The sequence below is a fragment of the Acetobacter sacchari genome, assembly GCF_017377715.1.
In the GTDB taxonomy this organism is placed as follows: domain Bacteria; phylum Pseudomonadota; class Alphaproteobacteria; order Acetobacterales; family Acetobacteraceae; genus Acetobacter; species Acetobacter sacchari.
Genome location: NZ_JAFVMF010000002.1, coordinates 59,607 through 82,510 on the forward strand (window position 1 = coordinate 59,607; position 22,904 = coordinate 82,510).

General features: G+C 61.9%; 16 protein-coding genes. 1 reads left to right on the forward strand and 15 read right to left on the reverse strand.

Features of this window, described 5'->3' with window-relative positions:
- Nucleotides 1–145: 145 nt before the first annotated feature.
- The 7 genes from J2D73_RS01965 to J2D73_RS01995 all read right to left on the reverse strand — a co-directional run bounded on the left by J2D73_RS01965 (nt 146) and on the right by J2D73_RS01995 (nt 8,319).
- A complete protein-coding gene (locus tag J2D73_RS01965) occupies nt 146–967 on the reverse strand; it encodes a response regulator (protein ID WP_207878894.1) in 822 nt (273 codons plus the stop codon).
- Complete coding sequence (locus J2D73_RS01970) at nt 964–1,686, reverse strand: PP2C family protein-serine/threonine phosphatase (RefSeq protein ID WP_086643080.1); 723 nt, start codon at nt 1,684–1,686, stop codon at nt 964–966. Before J2D73_RS01970 ends, J2D73_RS01965 begins: the two co-directional genes overlap by 4 nt.
- Before the next feature lie 46 nt (nt 1,687–1,732).
- The gene (locus J2D73_RS01975; protein ID WP_207878898.1) at nt 1,733–2,824 is read right to left on the reverse strand and encodes an FHA domain-containing protein; all 1,092 of its coding nucleotides are present in this window, start codon (nt 2,822–2,824) and stop codon (nt 1,733–1,735) included.
- Complete coding sequence (locus J2D73_RS01980; RefSeq protein ID WP_207878900.1) at nt 2,821–4,425, reverse strand: serine/threonine-protein kinase; 1,605 nt, start codon at nt 4,423–4,425, stop codon at nt 2,821–2,823. Before J2D73_RS01980 ends, J2D73_RS01975 begins: the two co-directional genes overlap by 4 nt.
- Nucleotides 4,422–5,279, reverse strand: coding sequence for a c-type heme family protein (locus J2D73_RS01985; protein ID WP_207878902.1), 858 nt, complete (start codon nt 5,277–5,279; stop codon nt 4,422–4,424). Before J2D73_RS01985 ends, J2D73_RS01980 begins: the two co-directional genes overlap by 4 nt.
- Nucleotides 5,280–5,283: 4 nt before the next feature.
- On the reverse strand, nt 5,284–6,480 hold the full coding sequence (locus J2D73_RS01990; RefSeq protein WP_207878904.1) for a peptidoglycan-binding domain-containing protein: 1,197 nt from the start codon (nt 6,478–6,480) through the stop codon (nt 5,284–5,286).
- A gap of 144 nt (nt 6,481–6,624) precedes the next feature.
- On the reverse strand, nt 6,625–8,319 hold the full coding sequence (locus J2D73_RS01995) for an ATP-binding protein (protein WP_207878906.1): 1,695 nt from the start codon (nt 8,317–8,319) through the stop codon (nt 6,625–6,627).
- 168 nt (nt 8,320–8,487) lie between these two features.
- On the opposite strand from J2D73_RS01995, the gene J2D73_RS02000 reads away from it, so the two are divergent.
- Nucleotides 8,488–9,108, forward strand: coding sequence for a hypothetical protein (locus J2D73_RS02000; RefSeq protein WP_207878908.1), 621 nt, complete (start codon nt 8,488–8,490; stop codon nt 9,106–9,108).
- A 28-nt stretch (nt 9,109–9,136) separates the two neighbouring features.
- Here J2D73_RS02000 and tagF read toward each other — a convergent pair whose 3' ends face one another.
- The 8 genes from tagF to tssH form a co-directional block, all read right to left on the reverse strand.
- On the reverse strand, nt 9,137–9,688 hold the full coding sequence (gene tagF / locus J2D73_RS02005; protein WP_207878910.1) for a type VI secretion system-associated protein TagF: 552 nt from the start codon (nt 9,686–9,688) through the stop codon (nt 9,137–9,139).
- Entirely contained in the window at nt 9,688–13,116 is a 3,429-nt protein-coding gene (gene tssM / locus J2D73_RS02010; protein ID WP_207878915.1) for a type VI secretion system membrane subunit TssM, read from the reverse strand. Before tssM ends, tagF begins: the two co-directional genes overlap by 1 nt.
- Complete coding sequence (gene icmH, locus J2D73_RS02015; RefSeq protein ID WP_086643089.1) at nt 13,113–14,450, reverse strand: type IVB secretion system protein IcmH/DotU; 1,338 nt, start codon at nt 14,448–14,450, stop codon at nt 13,113–13,115. Before icmH ends, tssM begins: the two co-directional genes overlap by 4 nt.
- On the reverse strand, nt 14,447–15,772 hold the full coding sequence (gene tssK / locus J2D73_RS02020; protein ID WP_207878917.1) for a type VI secretion system baseplate subunit TssK: 1,326 nt from the start codon (nt 15,770–15,772) through the stop codon (nt 14,447–14,449). The genes icmH and tssK overlap by 4 nt, the downstream gene beginning before the upstream one ends.
- Nucleotides 15,769–17,292 (reverse strand): type VI secretion system-associated FHA domain protein TagH, encoded by a 1,524-nt coding sequence (gene tagH / locus J2D73_RS02025; RefSeq protein ID WP_207878919.1) that lies wholly within the window; start codon nt 17,290–17,292, stop codon nt 15,769–15,771. The genes tssK and tagH overlap by 4 nt, the downstream gene beginning before the upstream one ends.
- 168 nt (nt 17,293–17,460) lie before the next feature.
- Nucleotides 17,461–19,269: a type VI secretion system Vgr family protein gene (locus tag J2D73_RS02030; protein WP_207878921.1), complete on the reverse strand. Its 1,809-nt coding sequence runs from the start codon at nt 19,267–19,269 to the stop codon at nt 17,461–17,463.
- Between the two features lie 98 nt (nt 19,270–19,367).
- On the reverse strand, nt 19,368–19,850 hold the full coding sequence (locus J2D73_RS02035; protein WP_207878923.1) for an Hcp family type VI secretion system effector: 483 nt from the start codon (nt 19,848–19,850) through the stop codon (nt 19,368–19,370).
- 266 nt (nt 19,851–20,116) lie between these two features.
- Nucleotides 20,117–22,759 carry a type VI secretion system ATPase TssH gene (gene tssH, locus J2D73_RS02040; protein WP_341535003.1) on the reverse strand — a complete coding sequence of 881 codons (2,643 nt, stop codon included), beginning with the start codon at nt 22,757–22,759 and terminating at the stop codon, nt 20,117–20,119.
- Between the last annotated feature and the right edge of the window lie 145 nt (nt 22,760–22,904).

The following is a 22,904-nucleotide window of genomic DNA, read 5'->3' on the forward strand; positions in this document are numbered from 1 at the left end:
TGAATAAGCCGCGCCATGACCAGCGATTCTGCCGCAGCACACCGCCAAAGATTTTTTACATGAAATGGATCGCCTGAACGAATCACTGCATCCGCGAGAGAACGTCACAGAGCATTGCGATCATCATACGGCTTGCAGAAACAGTTTAATCAGCCTCGACCGGAATCGTAAAAACATAACCGGCGCCCCGCTCTGTTCGGATGATGCTGCGCCCGTCGTGCCCGGCGGCGCCGCCGCCATTGTCGAACCGACGGCGTAACCGGAGAATCTGAACGTCTATGCTCCTGTCGAACACGTCTTCGTGCACCCGCGTCGCGTTCAGGAGATATTCACGAGACAACGTCTTTCCAGCCGCATCGAGGAACGCGACAAGAAGATTGAAATCTCCCTTGGTCAGACTGACCACGTTGCCAGACGGATCCGTCATCTGGCGGCCACGCCGATCCAGCCTCCATCCGCCGAAACGATAGACGCGCGGCGGCTCAGGCTCCACGCGCTTCTCTGCGCTGCGCCCGGCATGCTCGTCACGCGCCATTCGCAATGTGTCATGCCGACGTCCAACAACCCGAATGCGAGCCAGCAACTCACGCGGGCTGAAGGGCTTGATCAGATAATCGTCGGCCCCCAGTTCCAACCCGACAACTCTGTCGATCTCGGCCTTGCGATGCCCTGTCATAAGAATGATAGGCGCATCGGTGACGTCGCGGAATCTACGCATCACGTCGAGGCCATCGGCATCGCCAAGCTGCATATCGAGGACGATCACGCACTGGGAAAGGTCGAGTTCCCGAGCAGCTATATCGGCGACACCCGCCATCGCGACGATATTGACGCCGTTCGATTCCAGATAGTCGCCTATGGCCTTGCGAAATTCATGGTCGTCGTCGATCAGGATCACGGTCGCCGCAGTTATCCCGTTATCGGGGGTGACGTCCGCCCCCTCGAAGACCTGCGGCGCCACGGTCACGGGCGCACCACCACGACGGCCGATACATTGTCCCGCGCTCGCCTGCGCAACGCGGTCGCCACCATCGCCCCGGCGACATCCCCATCCTGCCCCAGAGCGTGACAAATCTCGTCGTCGTCCATGGTTTTCAGAAGACCGTCGCTGCATAACAGGAAGCGGTCACCGGGAAGCACTGTGCCAGTACGCTTGTCGATGGCCAGTTCCGGATCAGAACTGCCGACCGCGCGGGTTATGACGTTAGCGTGCGGGTGATTACGTCCTTCGCGCGACATGATGGCGCCCGAATCCACCATCTGCTGGACCAGCGTATGATCGTGCGTGAGCTGGATCAGTTCGCCGTCACGCAGGAGATAGACGCGAGAATCCCCCACCCACAACACCACGAAATAATCGCCTTCCAGCAACAGCACAGCGACGGTAGTCGCCGCCGCGCCTCGAGGATCCTCGCATTCCCCGGCAGCCTGACGCAACGTGTCATGCGCGTGCGCGATGCTCTGGCGAATTGCAGAAAGACGCTGCGACGGCGGCAAACCTTCCGGAATGGCTGCAATCGCGTCGATAACGGTGTTGGCGGCCCACCGTCCGTCCCGATGCCCGCCAGCGCCATCCGCGACTGCGTAAACCCCAAGCGAGGGCCGACTGATCAACGCGTCCTGATTCTCGCTCCTGAACGCGCCCGGATCGGTCGCGTGGTAGCTGTACTCAGCAATCGGATTCATGGGCGCAGCCCCCGCGCGCCGCAAAAGCAGCTCTGGTCGCGCCTTCTCACCGCGGTGTCATCCTCTCCCACTCTTCCTGATAAGCGCGCGCGAACTCGGCGTCGAACAGCGCGTCGAAATTCGAACGCAACCGCCGATGACGCTTGCGCAACAAGGCCGTAGCTCTCAGACGTCTCCACGGCGTCAGCATATCTGCGGCCTGGGCCGTATCCTGACCAGGCAGGTAGTCAGGATCGAGCACCTCGATCACACCGCGCGCGCAGCGACGATAGGCCCGGTCAACGCACACCAGATGGCACTGCATTTCGTCAAACGCATCCGCTATCGCCAGTTCCGGCGCTTCGGCCCGTCCATTCCGCAAACCCGCAATCCAGCGAAGAACCTGCCCGTCGTCAGCGTCTTCAGCCAGCGGCGATTTCCGCCATGTCGACAATGCGCGACGACGGCGATCCGTCTCAATTCCATCCAGACTGGACCGGGTCAGACGCCGCAATCCCCTGACAAACGCCTCCATCGACGCACTCAGCCTGTACAGAATTACCGAACGCCGCACGTCGGTGACGTTCGTTCCGTCAAGGCCAAGTATCTCCAGCAACGCGTCCGGACTGGCAGGAGCTTCAGGCGCTGGACCCCGCCTCGGGGAAGCCGTGATGCGCGGCAATTCCACGGTGTCGTCCTGCACGTCCTTGCCACCGGCACGCCTGGGCGCACGCGGCGGCGGCATGGCGGCCGCAGTGGCCGTGGCGCTCGCCCGCAACCCTTTGATGGCGTCAGCGACGAAACCGGGCAATGGCATGATTCTGAAGGAGCTTTCGTCCTCCTGCAGATCGACGACCAGCTCATAGCCGCCAGCCTTGATTCGATCTCCACGACCCAACCTGAGCGGCGCAGCGCCGACAGGGGAGGAGCCGCCCCCCTGATCGAACGAGACACCGTTGCGGCTCATATCCGACAGCGACCAGCCGTCTTCGTCCTGCTGGAACAGGCAGTGCCGCCGGGAAAGCTGACGATGAGGGTCAGCCAACACCCAATCGTTCGTCGCGTCGCGACCGATAGAGAAATATCCGCTGGAAACACAGCGGGTTTCAAGCTGCACCCCTTTAGGAGCGCTGGTCATGGACAGGACAAGCATCGTCATGACGCCTCCCTCCGACCGCCGGTCGGCGCTTGTCCGATCGTCCGACGCACATCGGCCGGTCCTTTCCCGATCAGACGCAGAAACTCGTCCCGCTCATTTTGATGGCGGATAAATCCGGCGCACTCACTGACCAGCGTCAGCGGCGAGTTGCTTCGCGCAGCCATGCGCGCGACGACAGTGGGTCCGATGGGACCGAGCACGTAGGTCAAGCAGCGGGCAGTCCACTCACAGCACCGTTGCCACCCGGCCTCATCAAAACTCTCTACTGGCGTCGGAGATTCGGAGACCTCCTCGACGGCAGGCTCGACAACGGTCGGCGTCTCTACAACCGACTCATAGGCGTAGTCCACGATATCGCCGGTCGTATGGATTATCTCATCCTGCGCAACAAGAGTGTGCGTCTCCGAATCCTGCGTCGGAGCCTCTGCATCCCCCCCCCCCGCAGACCAGTCGGATGCACCTTCCTCGCTCTCGAACACCGTCTCAGACGGCCCGGATTCCGGAGCCGCTTCATAGGCTGGTGTTTCGGCAAGCTCGACTGCCTCGTGGTGCGTGTAGTGCTGGTATTCCTCAGGCGCACTGACGGCCGGCCTGTAGTCGCCAGAGCTATACGCGCCAGAAGTCCCTCCAGAAGTTCCCAATGTCGGATCAAGAGGCGGCGCGACGATAGTTTCGTCCGAATCATGCCCCAAGCCGGACGTATGCCCAGCAACGACGCTTTTCAGTGTCTGCGCTAGAGGCGGCGGGCTTGGAGAGCGGATGTTGCTCGCATCATGCAACGCCTGCGAGAAAGCGTCAGCGTCCGCGAAGCGGTCTTCCGGACGCTTGGCCAGCGCGCGGTCTATCGCCTCGCTCAAGCCCTGCGGCAAATCGTCTCGCAGGGAGGACAGCGGCACATGCGGCTTGTTGATAATGCTCAGGATCGTGTCGGTGTAATTCGAACCGGTGAATGGCCTCTGCCCGGCGAGCAGTTCGTAGACGACACACCCTAAAGAAAACAGATCCGAACGGCCGTCGAGTGCGGAGCCCATGCACTGCTCGGGCGACATGTAGCTCGGCGTGCCGATCAACAACGGCGTCAGCGTCATCTCCGCGCTGGTCAGGCGCGAAATTCCGAAATCGGTGATTTTCAACTTTGACTGCGGCGTCAGCAGAATGTTCGCAGGCTTGATATCGCGATGAACAATGCCGCGCTCGTGTGCGTATTGCAGCGCGTCGAGCACCTGCAGCGCTATCGGCATCACCTCTTCGACAGGGCGTTGCGAGCCGCGTGGAATGGCCTGCTGCAGACCAACCCCGTTGACGTACTCCATGACGAGATAAGGATTGTTCTCGTGAAGCGAGAAATCGTACAAACCGACGATGTTCGCGTGAACGCATCGCCCGGCGATCTTCGCTTCATTACGAAAGCGCTTGAAATAGCTTTCACGTTCCGCGCTATCGAGAAGATCGGCGCGTATCAGCTTGATCGCGACCGGACGGTCGATTTCCTCGTCATGCCCCTTGTAGACGACGCCCATGGCGCCGCGACCCAGCATGGACTGTAGCCGGAAACGCCCGATGCGTTCCGGCATATGCGTCGTCGTCGCGGCCGCAGTCATGATTCGAGCAGAGCCATGGCGCTCTCCATGCTGCGCCGCAAGCGATTGAACGACGCAGTCAGAATGCTCAACTCGCCCGCCTTCGGAACATCGAACTCAACGACGCCCGCGCGACCGAGAGAGACGCTTTCAGCAATGGCCGAAACCCGCGCGATCGGGCGAAGCACAAGCAACTCCAGAACGACGTTCGCGGCGACCCACAGAGCGAGAATGATGCAGGCGACAGCGCCGAAAGTCCAATAGAAAGCAGATGACGTTGGCGGGAGCGACACGGTGGCGATCGTGGCGCCGACGATTTCGCCAGCCTGCCGATTGAATCCCTTGGCTCCGCCAAAAGCGTCGCGCACGCCAGCCGGAGCGGCGTCCAGCGAGGAATAACACGTCGCACATACGCCGGGACGCATCCTCAAAGGCGTCACGAGAGCAATGCTTCCGTCCGGAGTGACCTCGGTGAATTGCTGGCCGTCGCGCGGGCCGCGCAATTCGGAGATCGCATCACGCTCCCACTCGTCAGGAGTGTCGTCCGCATTGGTCGGGTCAAGCACGACCCGGCGAAGACGCACGCCCGGCGCCAGCTTCTCGAGGAGTTTCGCGTTCGCTTCAACAGCGTAGAACGACGCCGCTGGCGGGAGAAAAAGCGCGCCGCCCCGATCTGCGCCACTCAGAAGCGGTGCGACTTCCTTGTCCGTATATTGGGCGATCGCGTCAGCCTGCGCCGTCAATATACGCGCTTCACGCGTGGCCTCCGTGATGCGGTCTCCGCTCAGGCTATACCCGAGCACAAACCACAAAAGGACCAGTCCTGCCGCCGCAATGGCGGCGAATGCGATGTTAGCCTTGAGACGCAGGGTCATTATGTCACTCGCCCATCAGTTGCTGGGACTCTTCGGGCGAGAGCTTTCCTGTCACGGGGTGCCCGAGCACGGCTTGCAGCCGCTTGATCGCAGCGTGCGTCGCAGCGCTGTCGTAACCGGTCACCTGACCGGAATAGAAACCCTTGGCGAGCAGCGCCAATTGCGCATTACGCACAGCCGGATCCGTCTTCGGCGGCACGACGCGTTTCGGCGGCGGGGCTACCGGCGCAGCAGCTGCAACCGAGGGCGCGCTTGCTGCAGAACCTTCTGCTGCAGCCGCTGGTTTTTCTTCAGCAGCTGCAACAGGGACTGGCGAAGGCGCTGGAGCTGGCGGCGGAGTAATGACCGCCGGCTTCGTAGCGCCCGCGACCGCCTCTGGTGATGACGTTACGGGAGGCGGCGCGACGACAGGCGTCGCCGGTTTAGCCGGGGCTGGAGCACCCGATGGCGCAACTTGCGAAGGCGTTGTCGCGCCCTGCGAAGTAACCGCCGCAGCGGCAGGCGCACCGGCCAGAGCGCCACCTGCCGCGGAACTACCCGCAGCGTATGGCTGGGGGGAGGCCGCAGCCGGGAGGAACACGCCCGGGAAGAATGCGTCGGCGCCGCGCAGCGCCGTGGTGATGAGGGTATCTATGACGCTGGCGCCGTTGGCGTCTTCGTCAACGCCCCCGAGCTTCCGCCCCCCGATCGCAGGATCGGAGCGCCACTGGGCGACGGCGTTTCCTAGCGGCGGATCAGCCGAAAGCGGGTGTAGATCAAGAATGACGCCGCCGTTCGGCTGAACGATTCTGGAAAACGCCGTGGCGCTCATCGCGCCGCGAGACAGGTCTTCGGTAGCGATCGGCGTGCCGCTCGGAAGCAGAAACAGGCGGCCGCCGCGGACGGCCCCGTATCCACAAACCACCAGCAGTTGCGGCGTGCGGCTCGCATCAAGGGATGCGGCCATCATCGCGGCGCGGACCCCGTTCGCGTCGGGCGATTCAAGAAGGCGAGTCGGCACCCCGGCAGCTTTTAAACTCGCCTGCAGCAGTGGCATTTTTGCAGCGCAACCGCTGAGTTTCGGCAGAGTTTCAACAGTAGGCAGGTTGATCAGCGTGGCGGAGACGGGCTCGGCGTAAGCGGAACCTCCCAAAGCCGCACCCAGCAGAAGCGCTGCAAAAGACGCCCGGCGAGGGAGGCGCGAAAGGGGACGAAACATCATGAGTCGAAAAGCCTCCGTCAAACCTGTGCGAACCACGCAATAAATAAATCGAAGCCCACGCCCGCCGGAGACAAAAATCGTCCAGCTCCTGAGTATAGGTTTTCAGTATCACGCAAACAACCGTTCACTCGCGTATGAAACACCTCACTCACGCCCTGCCCCTCTCGATCCATCGCCCGAGCTGAACATCAATCGCAACGCCGCTGCAATTGAGGTGCTGCTGTCTAGTCCGGCAAGCCAAACCTGCCGCCCGGACACGCCGCCCAACAACGTTGGCGGCGTCCGGCCAGGCGTCAGTATAGTCAGCGGCAGTGTCGGGCATACGGAGTGAAAGCGTTCCGCAAGAAAAAAATAATCATCCAGCTCTATAAGGTCGGTGCAAAGGAACACGGCGTGATAGTTATCGGGATCCCCCTCGATGACCCTCAGCGCCTCACGTGGGTGCGACAGGCCCAGAGGCTCGTAACCCAGCGCAGCAACGACATCCTCGATTCTTTCACGGACTGCACGTTCGGCGACGACGAGGACCGGCTCCCCCTCTCCCCTTGGCAGGAAGACGGTCCGGGCAGCCTCGTCATGCGTCAGAAACCAGACCTCGAACACGCTACCGCCGCCTGGCGCATCCAGCACGCGCAGGGCTCCTCCATGCTCCGAGACAATGTCCGCCACAGTGGAGAGGCCGAGCCCGGTGCCGGCGGGGCGCGTCGTATAGAATGGTCGGAAAATTTCCAGGCGCGCGACCGCGTCTATCCCGATCCCTGAATCCCGAACTTCCAGAACGACATATTCGCGCAGAGCCAAAGCCCCTATCTGCATGGCGAGCGAAGGGTCGCCGCTGCGCGTCTCCAGCGTCAATACGACTTCGCCCTCGTTCGCAATCGCCTGCGCCGCATTTCGGATGAGATTGAACAGGACCTGCTGGATCTCCTCGACCCGACCTATCGTTTCCGCTCCGTCACTACGTTCGCGAAGTTCGAGACGGATGCGGGTTGGAATCGACGGCCGCACGAGGAGAATCGTCTCCTCGCACAGTGACCCAAGCTGAACCACTTTCTCGACGAAGTCCCGTCGACCGACACCGAGAAGATTCTCAATCAGCTCGCCAGCCCGCTCGCCGGCGTTCTTGATCGACAGCACAGCGTTGTAGACGGCCGCGCTCCCCCGCGACGCCTCCAGCGCCGTTTCCGTATGTCCCAACATCGCCGCAAGCACATTGTTCAGATTATGCGCCATACCAGCCGCCGTGGCGCCGGCAATTTCGAGACGTTGCGACTGCCGCAGGCGGCGCTTCACCTCACCCCGCTCTTCCGAAAGTCGGTTGCGCTCCAGCGCAAGTCCGATCAGTTCGGCGATCTGCCGCGCTTCGGTCGGCGCATGCGGACCGCCAGGCCCGAAACGATCTCGCCATGGCCGCGACGACCGGCACAGCAACAAAAGACCCGCTACATCGTGTCGACCGCGGACGGGAACCAGATGCACGTAAAGAAGCCCCAGCCGCGCAAGCTTGCGTTCTCCTTCCCCCTTTGCTTCCGGATCCAGAACCAGCGCACGCTCCGCGACCGCGTCCTTCGCGCGCTCCGCCGCGAACGCACGTAGAGCCTCTCCAAGCTCGGCTGGCGCCGGTGTTTCCGGCGCCAGCCATGTTTTTCGTATCGGGCGTCCCGGAGAGGTTAGAGCGACGCTTCGTGCGGAGCAGCACGCCCCGAGCACGCAAAGCGCGTCGTCAATAGCATCGGCGAGTTCGGCTGAATGCGCAGCCGCCAGACTGGCCGCCACACTCTGATAAGCGCCACGACCACCCTTGGCCGCAATCAGTCCTGAAGGAATCCGGGTCGACATTCTCAATTCATGGCACGGGCTTCACAGCCCGCCCATCCGCTCACACGTCCAATATTCAGATATAACGAAAAATTCTTGAAACTGAGCACTCATTACCGGCCAATTGACCGCAATATTTCCTTGTGTCATCTCTCCCGAGTATTCATCGTCCTTGAGGCCAATACAATCATGACAACGTCCAGTCGTTCCAATCATCTGGTCCATAACGGCTGCTGGTCCGGAGCGCTGCTTCTGGCCCTGTCTCTCGCCGGATGCGCGGATGACGCGAGCAAGTCGGCTCACCAAGAAAAAACCCCGCAGACCTGGCGCGTCGCCGTTACCGGCGCCAGCGACGCCGACGCCGCGGCCATTGCCGGTCCGCTGAGCGCGGCGCTGGTGTCCAGCGGCGTCGCCGCCTCCGTTGTGACGGACGCCTCGCCTGTCGATCACGTGCTCGAGGCCGAAGTGCAAAGCGTGCGTCATTCGCAGATTTCGACCCGTCTTCGTAACGGGAAGCGCCACTGGACGCCGGGACCGGCGACTGCCGTCATCGCGCATGAGACCGTAAGGAACGGGCACGCCACGGATCTCTCGATCGAAAAATCCTTCGACGTTTCCGTCTCCGTCACGCCGCCGAAAACGAAGCCCAAGAACGCCCCGGACACCAGTCAGACGACCGAACCCTCGGTTTTCGATCTTTTCGCACAACGGACTGTCGAACACCTTCAGGACGCCCCCGCCGACGCGACCGCTCCTGCGGCTCCGGGCGAGACCGCGTCTGGAAACGCCCCTGCTTCCAGCGCGCAGTAATACGACCACCAACGCTCGACGCTCACGATCACCGCCCTCTGTCGGGGGTCGTGAGCAACCAGTCGAACGCCTGATCGACCGGAAGCGCGCAACGCAGCGTGATCGGCGGTCCCGACTGCGTCTCCAGCCACCAGATATCTCTCTCAGGCGGAGCCGACGGCCAAGGGTAACCGCAAAGCCGAGTTATCTCCTGATCGACGACATCGGGGTCTTTCCCTGAAGCGATCGCATCCCTTACGACGTCGCTGAACGGCGTCAGCGCGCGATACAGCACGTCTCGCGGATCATGAACGATCGCCAGAACGAACGGGAAGCAACGACCGACCTTGTCGACGCTAGGGGCCCATACGCCAGTCACGGCGCAATTCGGACTCAGCTGCCCCGACGTGATCGTAAAGTGCCAGAACGGCGCGGCGTGCCAGACTTCTTCGAACGCTTCCCCCAGCCTCTCACGAGATCCGGCGATCTGCCGGGTAATCCAGTCATGCAGCCGGTCGTTCATGTCGTCCGGCAGACCGCCCCGCAAAAAATCGCCTCTGGAAGGCAGCTTTCCGTAATATCCGACATAAGGCGTAATCATTACGGAACCGCCGGGCAGGAGAATCCGCGCAGAAGATCGAAAACGAAGGCCCCATCCGACGGAACTGTAACGTGCACTTCCTCGCCGTCCGGGAACAGGAACACTCGCTGACCGCCTTCGGCTGGTTGCTGAAAGCCCTGCTGCAAAAGACGGAACGGCGCCCACGGGCCCTGCGCCTGCGCCAAAGTCTGCGCGCCGTCCTTTCGCGTGCGCGTGATGGTCGCCGGCGAGAGACCGTCGGACCCAGGCCAAGTCAGATGCGCCGTAGCGTCAGGATGTACCGTCGCAGCACCGAGTGAGAGCGAAAATTCGGGCGAACTTTTCAGACTTATCGGGAACGATACGAACGGCGCGCCTCCCGCCGGGAAAAACGCCTTGCGGATCGCGGCGGCACGCTGGAAAGCGGCCAGTTGCTGCGCCGTGAACGGCGGCGTGACGCCGCCTGTCGGATGGAGCCGCCAAGTGGGGCCGCTCTGGTCCGTGTACGGAGCGACAGACGTCTGAAAATACTGATCGAGCAGACCGCCCGGCGCGAATACCCGCACGAAACCATCCAGCGGCGCGTCCGTCGTAGCTTCCACGTCGAACGGAAAGTGGTTTTTAACCAGCGCGGTGCAAGCCTTTCCCGGCCCCTCGGCTCCGTTAAATGCCCCGGACGCCGATTGCCGCGCCGCCTGACCAAGCGCCGAGCCGCCGGATTCGGCGATCTGCTGCAACCATGTCGCGACCGGTTCGGGCTGGCGCGACGCCTCTGTACGCAGCCGCTGCGCAGGGTCCAAAGACGCGCCCGCCGTCATCGGCAGGGCGCCGGGCGAAGCGACCCCCCGCGACAATTCATCGCTGAGCTGCCCGATAAGCCTGAGAAGCGTTTCGATCGCCGGGGCTCCCGAGCCCTCAGGATGAATCAGTGAAAAAAGCGGCTTGTTGCTGTCATTCCATGACGCGGCGACAACATCCATCGGATCAAGCGGAACCTGCTGGATCGCCGCCGCACCAGCGCCCTGCTCCTTACTCTGGGGCGGCTTGGGCATCGGTACGGTCTGCGCATCGGCAATGGACGCCACCATATCGCGCAAGGGCGATTGCGGCGAAGACAGCATATACAGGCTACTCTCCACCTGTGAACGGTCCCCCGTCAGCCGCAGCGAAAGATCGTTCAGGACGCGATCCCAATGCTTGCGCGCGTCGTCGACCCAAAGCTGCGCAACTTCGGACTCCAATCCCCCAACAGCCGATCCGTTGACAGTCACGTCAGGATCGCGACCGACCACCCAGGATTCATCCGCTACCGCACGGGCCGCAGATGGCAGGTCCTTTCTGACCGCGACCGCGAAGCCCTGACCGGTATAGAAAGCGGGCACGCCGTCCGTCATAGGCGCGCCGCTACGCCGGGAGAAAACAGTATCAGCCACAGCGCCCAGCACGCCTGCGGGCGACCACGCGTGAATATCGGCAGGCAGCGCACCAGCGCGGAGACGCCCGTAGATTCTTTCCGCAGGAGTCACGTGACCGAAGGCGATGCGCGCCTGACGGATAAGATCCCCGTCGAGATGCGCCTCCGCTGGCGGCGGCAGCGCCAGAAGCGCGTCCAGATGATGGTCGAGCCGCTCACGTAACGCGACATTGAGGGAACCCGGGAAAAGTCCGCCCCATGCCTGGCGGAACCAATCCTCGACGATACCCGGCTCCCGCGGACCAAGGCCACCGAGCAGCAGATAGACACGCGTCGCTTCGTAAAGCACGCCAGGGTCGTGCATGTGCTGGCGCATCTCGTGCTCTACCCGCCAGACCAGCCGCGGATAAAACTGCCGCCGCAAGGCGTTCTCGTACGCCGACCGGCCCGCGTCGTCGATCGCACCGCGCGGCGCCAGATGAAAAAATCGGGCCAGACGATCCGGTTGCGGCTGCTGCGCCGCTGAAATTTTGTCCAGCACGTCGCAGACCTGCACCAGATCCGCGTCGCTATCCACCGCCTTACCCGCGAGCGGCGTCACCGCGTCGCGATAAGCCGCAAATATCTCAAGACGCTGCTGCACCATGGCGCGCGCCTCCATTTCTGCGCGCCAGATCAGCACAAGACCGACGACCGTGCAGAAGACGAGCGCCGCGAGAGCCGACGACCGCACCATTCGCCTGAGCCTGTAGCGATCCGGCGCCTGCGAGACGAGCAGCGCCTCACCGAGCACCACTTCGCGAATAAGCCGGGTGAGGAAGTAGGCTCTGCCCCGGTTACCTTCGGGCGCACCCACACGTTTCTGGTCGATCCCAAACGACTTGACGAGCGCGCCTGCAAGCCGGTCGAGCGGAGCGCCGACCTGCGTCGCTGACGTGAAATAGACGCCGCGCACCAAAGGGGCCTGATCGACGCGACTGCCGCTAAAACCGATCTGCAGAAACGACGCCAGCGGCTCGAGAAGGCTTGCGACTTGCAGCGGAAAGCCGCTGATCAACGCGCGCCTGTCGGCGCCGCGCTCGGCCTGCAGACGCTCAATCAAACGCGCCTCCAGCCGTCCGAGCAACAATCGAAACTCCTCGAGAAACGCGTCCTGCCCCTGCTCCAGTCGGAAGGTCATGCCCCAGACCTGCTCGCGGGATTTGCTGTCGAGATCATCGAAAAACGCGTCGAAGCCCGCGAGGCGATCCGCCTTGTTAAACATGAGATAGACCGGAATCCTCATGCCTAGCCGTTCGGTCACCTCGTTGATTCGAAGCCGAATCTGGCGCGCATGGGCCTCAAGCGTCTCAGGCGTCGCCTCGATGATCTCGACCAGCGAAATCATCACCAGCAACCCGTTGACCGGCTGACGCGGACGCGCCTTGCGCAAGGCGTCAAGAAAGCCGAGCCAGCCCGCACGATCGACGGCGCGGTCAGAATCCTGCGTGGTATAGCGGCCAGCGGTGTCGATCAGCACCGCCTCCTCGGCGAACCACCAGTCGCACAGGCGCGTGCCGCCAACGCCGCGAAGCGCCTCGTCCCCATCCTTTTCAAGCGGGAAATGCAGGCCCGAGTGACGCAGCGATGTGGTTTTGCCGGATCCCGGCGGTCCGATCAGGATATACCATGGTAGTTCGTAGAGGCGGCGCACGCCGCGCCGACGCAGTGCGACGATCGCCTCCTGAAGTTTCTTTCGCAGGGCCCGGACTTCATCGTTCGCCGCCTGCTCGTCCTGCTGCCCTTCCTTCTTGTCGATCAGCGCGTCCCGGACCTTGCTTTCCTCTGTACGGCGGCGGCGATGAAGCACATACGTAACCGCTGCAACGATCAGGCAAGCGACCGCGACAGCTATCGCACGACGCAATGTCGGTGCGAAAAATGGCACGAAAGGCAGATAGAACCACAGCATCGTGCCGATCATCACGGCTATGCCGAAGGCGGTGGACCAGCGGTTGCGAAACAGCATCCGCAGCAACGACAAAACCTGACTCATTGACCGGAAGTTCCGTCCACCGTGATCTCGACGCGACGGTTCGCCCGTCGTCCTTGTTCGTTGCTGTTGTCGCCTATCGGAGACTGATCGCCCATGCCAATCGCCGTAACGCGATCTCCGCCGATATACGGCGAGAGAATTTCCGCCGCAGCCCGCGCGCGCGCCAGAGCGAGATCATAGTTGGAAGGGAAGACAAGCGAATGGATCGGTTGGGTGTCGGTGTAGCCTTCGACCCGCGTCTTACCTTCGTTGCGCCCAATCGCGTCGCCGATGCGCCGCAGCACAGCGACATATTGCGGCAGAACCGTCGCCTGCCCGGATGCGAACATTCCCTGACTTTGCAGGCGAACAATCGGAACTGACTCCGTTCCCTCGACCGACAGATGCCCCTGTTGGATGTCACCCTGCAGCGCCGCGATAAGGCGGGAGCGCAGACCCGGACGCTGAGGCGTCGGCGGAGGCGGAGTCTCCGGCCCGGCGCGGGTGATCGTCGCCATCGTCGCTGGCGGCAGATGCGCGGCGGCCGAAAGCAGGTCGTCGGAAGAACTGCCTATTCCAAAGGACGCGAAGGCGTAGACAACGCTGAGCAACCCGACGCCGACAATCCCGGCCAGCCATAGCGGCGTCTCGAACCGCGGCGCGCGGAACGGACGAGCGAGCCCCATCCAGTGCGGAGACAAGTCTCGGGGCGCCGAGCCCTTCAGGCGCATGATCGTCGCGTAGGTCTCCTCCCGCGCCTGATCCAGCTCGGCGGGACCACGTGGCGAAAGGCGGTATTGACCCTGCATGCCCAGCGACATGCAAAGATACATCAACTCCAGCAACGGCAGAAACGCGTTGGGGCTGCCGAGAAGCTTTCGAAGTATCTGAAAGAACCGCTCACCGCCTTTAACATCACGGTGGAATGCCGAGGTAAGCGACAGATCGGCCCACGGCCCACGGCTGCCCCAGGGCGTGCATTGCACGACATCGTCCAGGCTGGCGCAAAGCACGTAATGAGCGATCCGGATCATATCAGGATCGATCCGCTCCTCGCGCAACGCGGCCTCGTAGCTCCGGATTTCACCGACCGTGCGTTCCCGCAGGGTGCCGGGATCAGGAACGGTCAGCGTATTGCGCAGCCGCGCGATCAGCGAAAGCAGCGGACCTGCGAAGGAGATGACCGGCGATTCGCCGGTGCCTGCGAGAGACGCGAAATCGGCTTCCGGCATGGACGCCGCCGTCTGCGCCGGCGCGTTCGCGCGTTGCGCAAGGGCTGATATGGCGGAGCGAGGCATGATGACCGTGCGATCGTCGTCCTCGGGCTCGGCGAAGGGATTTGCGTATTCACTCATGCGCGGATGGCCCAGAGTTCAAGCATCAGATTCGGGAAATCGTTGGAAACGTGAATGGCGAAGCCGCCTGAGTGCTTCATCGCCTCCCAGTGAGGCGAATGACGCTCAAGTTCGAAATACTGCGCGCCGGGAATATACGGCATCTGCCGCGGCGCCACCGGCAGCAGACGCAGTTCGATGCCCGGCAACGCGACGTTGACCAGTTCGCGAATATGCTCGACGGCGCCGATCTTCGCGGTTTTCGGGAAATCCCGACGGAGTGTCTCGCTTGGCACGTCGGCGCGAGCCACGAGCACGATGGAGCCGCCGACAAGGATCGTACGGTCGGTGATCGTCCCGACCCTGACGCCATGCCGATGCTCGCGCAAAGGAATTTGCACCGCCGTCTGCTCCAGCACGCTCGACAGCGAGCGACGGATGGCGGCGGTCACCGGGGCGAAACTACGCTGCAGGTCGTCGTGGCGATATGTCTCGAAACTCTCCGGACGGCGGGACGACTCTGTGAACGTCGCCAATTCCCCGGCCATTTCCAGGAATTTTCGATACAGCTCTTCGGGATGAATGCGCCCGGTATCCGCCAGATGGGATAGCAGCGACTGCCAGCCGTTGATGCGTTGCAGCAACATGAAGTCAGTGACCTCGCTGTTGCTTTTCGCGCCTATCGCCGTCAGACGCGCGGCGATCGCTTCGCGCCGCTGATGCAGCACCCCCACGAGTTCGACGAGCAGGTTCGCGAGCACTGACGACACGTGACAGGAGATGACCGGCGGAATCCAGTTCGGATCCAGAATGACACGCCGATCGGCCGTCACCTCGACGATGCGCGCGACGGGCAGGCAGAGAAAACCGGCCCGGTCATCCGTATCGAGCATCAGACGCGGCGCCAGACGCCCGATCTGGATCGTCGCCTGCGCAGTGGCTCCGGAATGGGTGTCGTCGATATCCATTTCCCGGGCCTGAAACCGTACGGGCCGACCTGCGTCCCCAAACTCCGCCCGGCCGGGACCCGCAATGGGAACCGCAAGATGCACCAGCACGTCACGCGCCGAGTCCGGCGCAAGGAGAGGCTGAGGCAATTCGGACTCATCCGGCGCGAAGAACTGGGTGCCGTCCTCAAAAAGCCCCGCAGCGGAGGCGAGGCCGAAACGGCCTGATGAAAGCAGATCCCGCGCGATGACGAGTTCGGTGAACCCCCAGGAGTAGGGCCGCAGCATCGTCAGACCCCGACCAAGAGCCTGGCTGCTCCAGCGGTCCTGCTGCTGAAAATGCTGCGCGCGGAGGAACATGCCCTCCTGCCACACAACGCGATTGGCCCAACTCACGATCTTTTATCCTTCGCGTCTCGCAGAACCCGCTGGTCGGAGGCTCCAATGTCGCGCAAGGCCGCCTCATAAGCCCTGCCGAAAGCCCGCCCGAACACCCCGTCCATATTTTCCTCGAGTGAACGCGCGACCTCCCCGTGGGATTGCACGTAGGCGTTCCAGGCTTTCGCCCGCCGAAGAAGCGACAACGGCTTGCCGGGTTCGTAGGCCAGACGCCCGAGCACGGCTTCGGGTCCGTTGCTGCGCAGCAACTCCTCGGCGGCGGCCTCCATCGCTCGCGTAACGGCGATTTCGTGCTTGCGAATGTCGTCCATCGTGTCGGCGATCGCGCCTGACGGACTGACGCCGGTGCGGCGACCGACCCCGAGCAACGCCGCAATCGCGTCGTCATCGTCGATTGCGAATTTCAGCGGGTTATTACCGTGCGGCTGGATCATGGTCCGGTCGATGCGGAATTCGCCCTTGATCTCGGCCCGCGCGATCATCGCCCGCCGAAGACCCGTCACCATCGCGCGAAACGCCCGTCCCATTTCTTCCATCAACTGCGCAGGTTGTTCGACCGATGCGCCGTCAATTCCGGCTCCACGAAAAAAAGCGGCGACCACACTCTCATTCTCGCCAGATTGTGGGGAAGGCGCATACCCCGATAGCTGCTGCGGCGCATGGGGCGACGGCGGATGCGACGCAGGCGCGTGATGCTGAAGCGGCGTCTCGAACGGCGACGCCGCCGAGGGGGCGGCTGTCGGAAGTGGCCCGGACGGCAAAGTAGGATCGAGCGCCGGATGCGGCGACCGCGCCTCGGGCTCCGGCGGAGCAGACGATTGCCTCTCTATTGCCGGAGGCCCTTCGCTCAGCGGGACTTCCCAATCATCAGGCAGCAGCAGCGAGGTCGGTCTAGGCGGCGTAAACGAAGCCTCCAGATCCGACACCGCATCGCTTGGAGTGAAAGAATCGCCTTTCGTCCGGGACACGGGCGGCGTTTCAATCTCACCCAAGGCGATATCGAAAGGATTAACGATCGACAGCGTCCGCGGCTTGTCTGATCGGATGCCTGAGCCTGTCAGGTCGAAGAAAGCGCCCGGCCCGGTCTCCTGCTCAAACACACTTTCGAACGTGGTCTCGCGGTTCTGAGTCATCGGCTTCGGCGGGTACCGTCCGCCCGCGGCCTTGCCCCCGAGCGTCGCCTCGTCACCTGAGGGGTTCGCTGCCTCGACCAGCTTCGCGTCGATTTCGTAACTGCCAAAACCTATACGGTCTCCGTCACGGAGTTCGCACGGCACGCCCGGCGGTAACAACCGACCATTGACTGTCATGCCGTTGCTGCTGAGATCGGTCACCATCCAGCGTGCTTGCTGACGCACGATCTCGCAATGACGTTTGGACAACAGGCGTTGAGGATCCACCAGCACCCAGTCGCACCCGGCGCCGCGCCCGAGCGTGACCCTGTCGCCCTGAACGTTGAAATCCTGAAGGCTCACACCGGTCGGGACGCGATGCACCGCGAGAATCAGGCTTTTCATGTGCGATCTCCTCCCATTGCTCCGTGTGAAGAACGAATCGCCTGATACACGTCGCTTGCCGTCAGCCGGGCTACTCCCTCTTCCAGAACGCGCCGACCCAGAGGTTGGCGCTTCAGGGCGTCAGGAACGTTCGCCGCACCATGCGGCTATTTAAGAACACTCACCCGATTACGGCTGAATCAACACCATACCACCTGAAATCGTCACAGTCGCCGTTCCGTTTATCGTGATTTCGGGCGCTTCGACAGTGATGCCCGCCGGAGTCATGGTAATAATCGACTCTCCGCATTGCAGCTTGATGCTGGTTTCGGCCTGCATGAGAATGCTGCCCATCTCCGCCGTGGCGCTTATGTTGCCGGTCCGACTGGTGAGCGAATCGTCGTCATGCACGACGGTGTCGCGTTCGCCCCCTATGCTGTCGCTCTGGTTGCGCTCGACCTCCATGAGGTGGTCCTTCTGCGCGTGCATGAAGAACACTTCCTGCCCGAGACGATCGTCGAACGAGAGTTCGTTGTAATCCTGTGTCCCGCCCCCATGCGTCGAGCGGCTGCGAAAACCCATCTTCGTCTTTTCGGATGGGATATCGAAAACGGGTGGATTTTGCTCGTGATAGAAACATCCCATGACAACGGGGTTGTCGCAGTCGCCGCTCATGAACGAAATACCGACCTCGGTACCCACGCGCGGCAGATGTTGCCACCCCCACTTATTGCCGGACCAAGGGTGGAGTACGCGCGCCCAGATCGCCATGCTCGCCACCGTCTCCTTACGGTGATCAAACAGCGGTCGCACCTTGATGCGCCCAAGACGATCCGCGTGGATTTCCTCCCCACCATCGCCCAGCACGATCGCCGAATAGATGCCAGTCATCACCGGCCGATGACAAACCAGCGGCTCACGCCACGGCGTCTTGACCAGAAACGCGGAAAACTGCGCTACGTAATCCGCCGGAGCAGTTCCACCCACCCACGTGTCGTCCTGGGCGCTGTGGAAGACTTCCTCCACGACATATTCGTTATCCGCGCCGTTATCCGTCGGATCGCCCAGCAACATAAAGCGGAAACCGGGGCAGAGGTTCGGATCGTAACCACGGCCGCCGCACAATGTCGAACGAACGTCGGACGCCTCAGTGGCGAACCGCGCGCGATCACCCGCAATGCTGTGCTCGGTGGTCATTGATGGCCAGCGATAAACGTCGCGCTTGCCGGAGTCCGGCCCCGCCAACTGCGCCACGCCACGCCCGGAAACCGGCGTCGTCGGCTGCGTCGGGTCGTAATCCTGCGTCTTTACGACGCCAAAGCCGGTAGCGGCGCTGGTGCGCCAGTCGTTGAAAATGTCGACGTTGTCGCCCAACTCGATCACGCGGTGATCGGGCTGCTCCATCTTCTGGAACCCCTGATTGGAATCCGTCACAATCAGGGTGTGCTGGTCCTTCGTATGTTCGAAGTAATAGAAGAGGCCGCTTTCCTGCATGATGCGATGACAGAAAGTCAGGTCGTCTTCATTGAATTGCGTCGTGTATTCGCGAGGCGTCTGCGCGCCAGTCACCTGAAACTTGACCTTGGTGACGCCATGATCGCTGAAAACCTGACGCAGAATCTGGACCGCCGTCTTTTTCTGAAAGATGCGGCAATCGACGCTCTGGCTTAGAAACCAGAGCGAGGGTACGGCCTCAATACGGTAATGCCAGCGTCCGCGCTGCTCTATGCCGAGCGCCACGAACTGCCTGACGACGCCGTGAAAAAATCGGTCGATTCCATTCTTGCGACGAACGGTGATCGACACCGACTGCCCCAGAAACGTATCAGCGTCGAGGCCCTGCTCTGTGCAGACAGCCTCGATCGACATGACGTAAGGAGCAGAAAGACGCTCGTGAGCACGAAGGCCAACCGCGTGGAGCGTCCCTTCCTCAAACGGTTGAGTGTCGTCGCCCACAGGCGACTTCATCAACAGAAGACTAGGGAACGCCCCCCCCATGCTCATACCTCACTAAAATAACAACAAAGGAGTAAACCTGAGAACATGTCAGCAACGTCAATATGCGCAGACAGCCCCCAGCCCCCCTTTTACAGACTTCAGGTCACTTTCGACAGACCAAGATCGAACGTGACAGTCTTGTTGTTTACCGGCGTACCCGCATCGTCTTCAGTGGTATCCGTAACGGCAATCTGCGTAAAGTTGAACGACAGAGTCTCCGTCGGACGATCCTGATTGTGACCAGAATTCACCAAACTGGAAATAATCACGTCCGTCATGACAATTTTACGGAAAGTCAACTCACCTTCCTGGTTCGTACGAGTGAAGTCGACTTCTACATTCGTCACCGCCGCACCCGTCATGGCGGAAGTCGTCAATTCGTGGCTGGACTTATCAACATACTTGGTAATGGTGAATTCGCTCACGTAGGCAGAGGACGATTCACGGTTCGTGCTGGCGCCTACGGCACTGCGGATGCTTCGCGACGTGCTCCACTGCGCATCAAGAACCTCAATCCAACCGGTGTGCTCTTTCTCAGTGACATCGCCCTGAACACTGTTGAAATTCAGATAAATACCCATGACTTTCTACACTCCTTGCAAATGCTCGCCTCGCCGCGCGGTTGCCGTCTCCTGCGGTCCTTTACACTTAGCAACAGAATTGAGACCACGTCGCCCCAATTCAGGTTACCGATGTAAAATTACAACCAAAAAAATACAGGAAACTGGTAGAATCTAGGGGGCGTCGCAACTGTATTCTTCGAATTTTTCACCGCCCCCATGGCGTTCAGTTCGCCGACCCAGCCAAAATCGCGTACGCGTCAAATTAATTTACTGAAAAATCAAGACTACCTGGAAACGTCAAGCTCCGCGACATACTCCCCGCCTCGCCAGTCAAGCGTCGCACGAGACGCAACGTCATCGCGCGCGCGGACGAGCAGAAGACGCGACAGCGTCGGCAGAATGCGCCCAGCGATTGTCTGCTCGATCGCACGCGCGCCACTGGCCGAGACCCCAGACTGACGCAACAATTCTTCGCGCACAGCCTCCGAAATCGTAAGCGCCACGCCATGGACCTGCGCCACCCGGCGCACGACCTTGCCAAGCTGCAACGTCACGATTTTCGTCAGCGTATCGGGGCCGAGCGGCAGATACGGAACCATCGTCACTCGACCGAGGAACGCCGCCTTGAAGTGCTTGAGCATTTCCTCGCGCAGCGCCTCCGCGAGCCCAGCGGCGTCCGGCGCAGTATCAGGATCCGAGAATAGCGTGTCTATCAAACCGGTTCCGGCGTTCGTCGTCATGATGATGATGGTGTTGCGGAAATCGATGTCCCGCCCCTCCCCGTCCTTCATCGCGCCTTTGTCGAACACCTGGAAAAACACGTCCTGCACGCCAGGATGCGCCTTTTCCAGTTCATCGAGCAGCAACACCGAATGCGGGCGCCGCCGCACGGCCTCCGTCAACACGCCACCCTCGCCATACCCGACATAGCCAGGCGGGCTGCCCATCAGCAGGCTGACCTTATGTTCTTCCTTGAACTCAGTCATGTTGATCGTCGTCAGGCTTTGCGACCCGCCATACAGCAGATCAGCAAGAGCCGTCGCCGTCTCCGTTTTACCTACGCCGGACGTGCCGACCATCAGGAACACGCCGACAGGTTTGCGCGGATCAGTGAGGCCGGCGCGCGAAACGCGGATCGCCTCGGCGACCGCATGCAACGCGTGATCCTGCCCGACGACACGTTCCTGCAGCCGCTCCTCAAGATGCAGGATCGCCTCGACCTCGTCCGAGCGCATCCGACCAGCCGGAATCCCCGTCCAGTTCTCAACAATTTCAGCAACAGCCTGCGCGTCGACCATGGGGAACACCATCGGATGTTCGCCCTGAATGGCCCGCAACTCCTCCGCAGCACGAAGAGCATCCTCGCGCATCTGTTCGGCGCTCGCTCCATCAACGCCGCTTTCGGCTTTCTCACGCGCCTCGGCGAGCTTGAGAGCAAGCTCGCGCTCCCTTTCCCAACGCGCCTCCGTCTGGGCCAGCTCGTCGTTCAGTTGCGCCTCTTCGCCAGCCAAAACCTCAAGCCGACCCGAGTGCGGATTTCCCGACAAGCCCTCACGCTCCAGCATCCGTCGCTCGGCCTCGATCGCAGCAAGGCGACGTCTGCGCCCCTCGATCAAGGCCGGGGTCGTGCTCTGGCTCATCGCCACACGTGCGCAGGCGGTGTCAATCAGGCTGACAGCCTTGTCTGGCAGCTGGCGATCCGGGATATAACGCGCGGACAGCGACACTGCAGCGGCGGTCGCCTCATCCAGAATACGAACCTTGTGGTGCTTCTCCAGCACCGGCACGAGACCGCGCAGCATATCGGTCGCAACCGGAACGCTGGGCTCCTCGACCTTGACGACCTGAAAACGCCGCACCAGAGCAGCATCTTTTTCGATATATTTCTTGTACTCGGCCCAGGTGGTCGCCGCGATCACCCGCAACTCTCCACGCGCCAACGGCGGTTTGAGCAAATTCGCCGCATCGCCCTGACCCGCCTGACCGCCGGCGCCGATCAACGTGTGCGCCTCATCAATGAACAGGATGACCGGCGTCGCGCTTCCCTGAACCTCGTCTATGACGGCGCGCAGACGGTTCTCGAACTCGCCCTTGACGCCTGCGCCCGCCTGCAAAAGTCCAAGATCAAGCGTACGGACGGACACATCGGCCAGCGCCTCGGGAATGTCGCCCTCCGCGATCCGTAGCGCCAACCCCTCGACCACCGCAGTCTTGCCGACCCCGGCCTCGCCAGTGAGAATCGGATTGTTCTGCCGACGACGGGTCAGAATATCGACGACCTGCCGAATTTCCGCATCACGCCCCAAAATCGGATCAATCCGCCCGGCTCGGGCGCGCGCCACAAGGTCGGTCGTGAACTTGTCCAGAGACGGGGTCGCCGACGCGCGGCCTTCCCGGCCACCCTGATCACTTTCCAGATTGTCGCCGCCGGGCGCGTGGGAAGCCCGCTCGACGCTGCCGTCGGTCAGACGCGCAAAATCCCGCTTGATTACTTCAGGCAACAGCGTCCGCAAATCCGGACAGGCCACATGCAGGCGACGGGCGATGGTTTCGTCAGCGAGGCACGCACAGAGAAGATAACCGGACCGCAACGCGCCCATGCCCATGTCGATCGAAGCTACAAGCCAGGCGTCCTTCACCACCGCCACCAGATCCGGTGACAAGGCAGGTCCGCGACCGTTTCCCGTGGAAAGCCGATCCAGCGCATGATTGAGACCGGCCTCAAGGCGCCCCGGATCGATATCCGAGCGCCTGATTATGAAATCGACATCCGATCCTTCACTTCGCAGAAGCTGAAGCAACCAGTGCTCGATCTCGACATTAAAGTGGCTGCGGGACATCGCTGCGCCCGCGGCCGCTTCCAGCGTCCTGCGGCAGAGTTCATCGAATCGGCCGATCAACTTCTGCAAATCGATCGCTACCGTCACGCCAACCCCCACAACTGTATCTCTTAGCAAGCAAGACGCCGCTTATCCTGCCGCCGATCTTTCCAACTAATCCGGAAGCGCGTCCACCTGCTAAAGGTTTCATTTGTAGCTTTTTATGCACGCGTTTCTTATTGCCGCGCCCGTG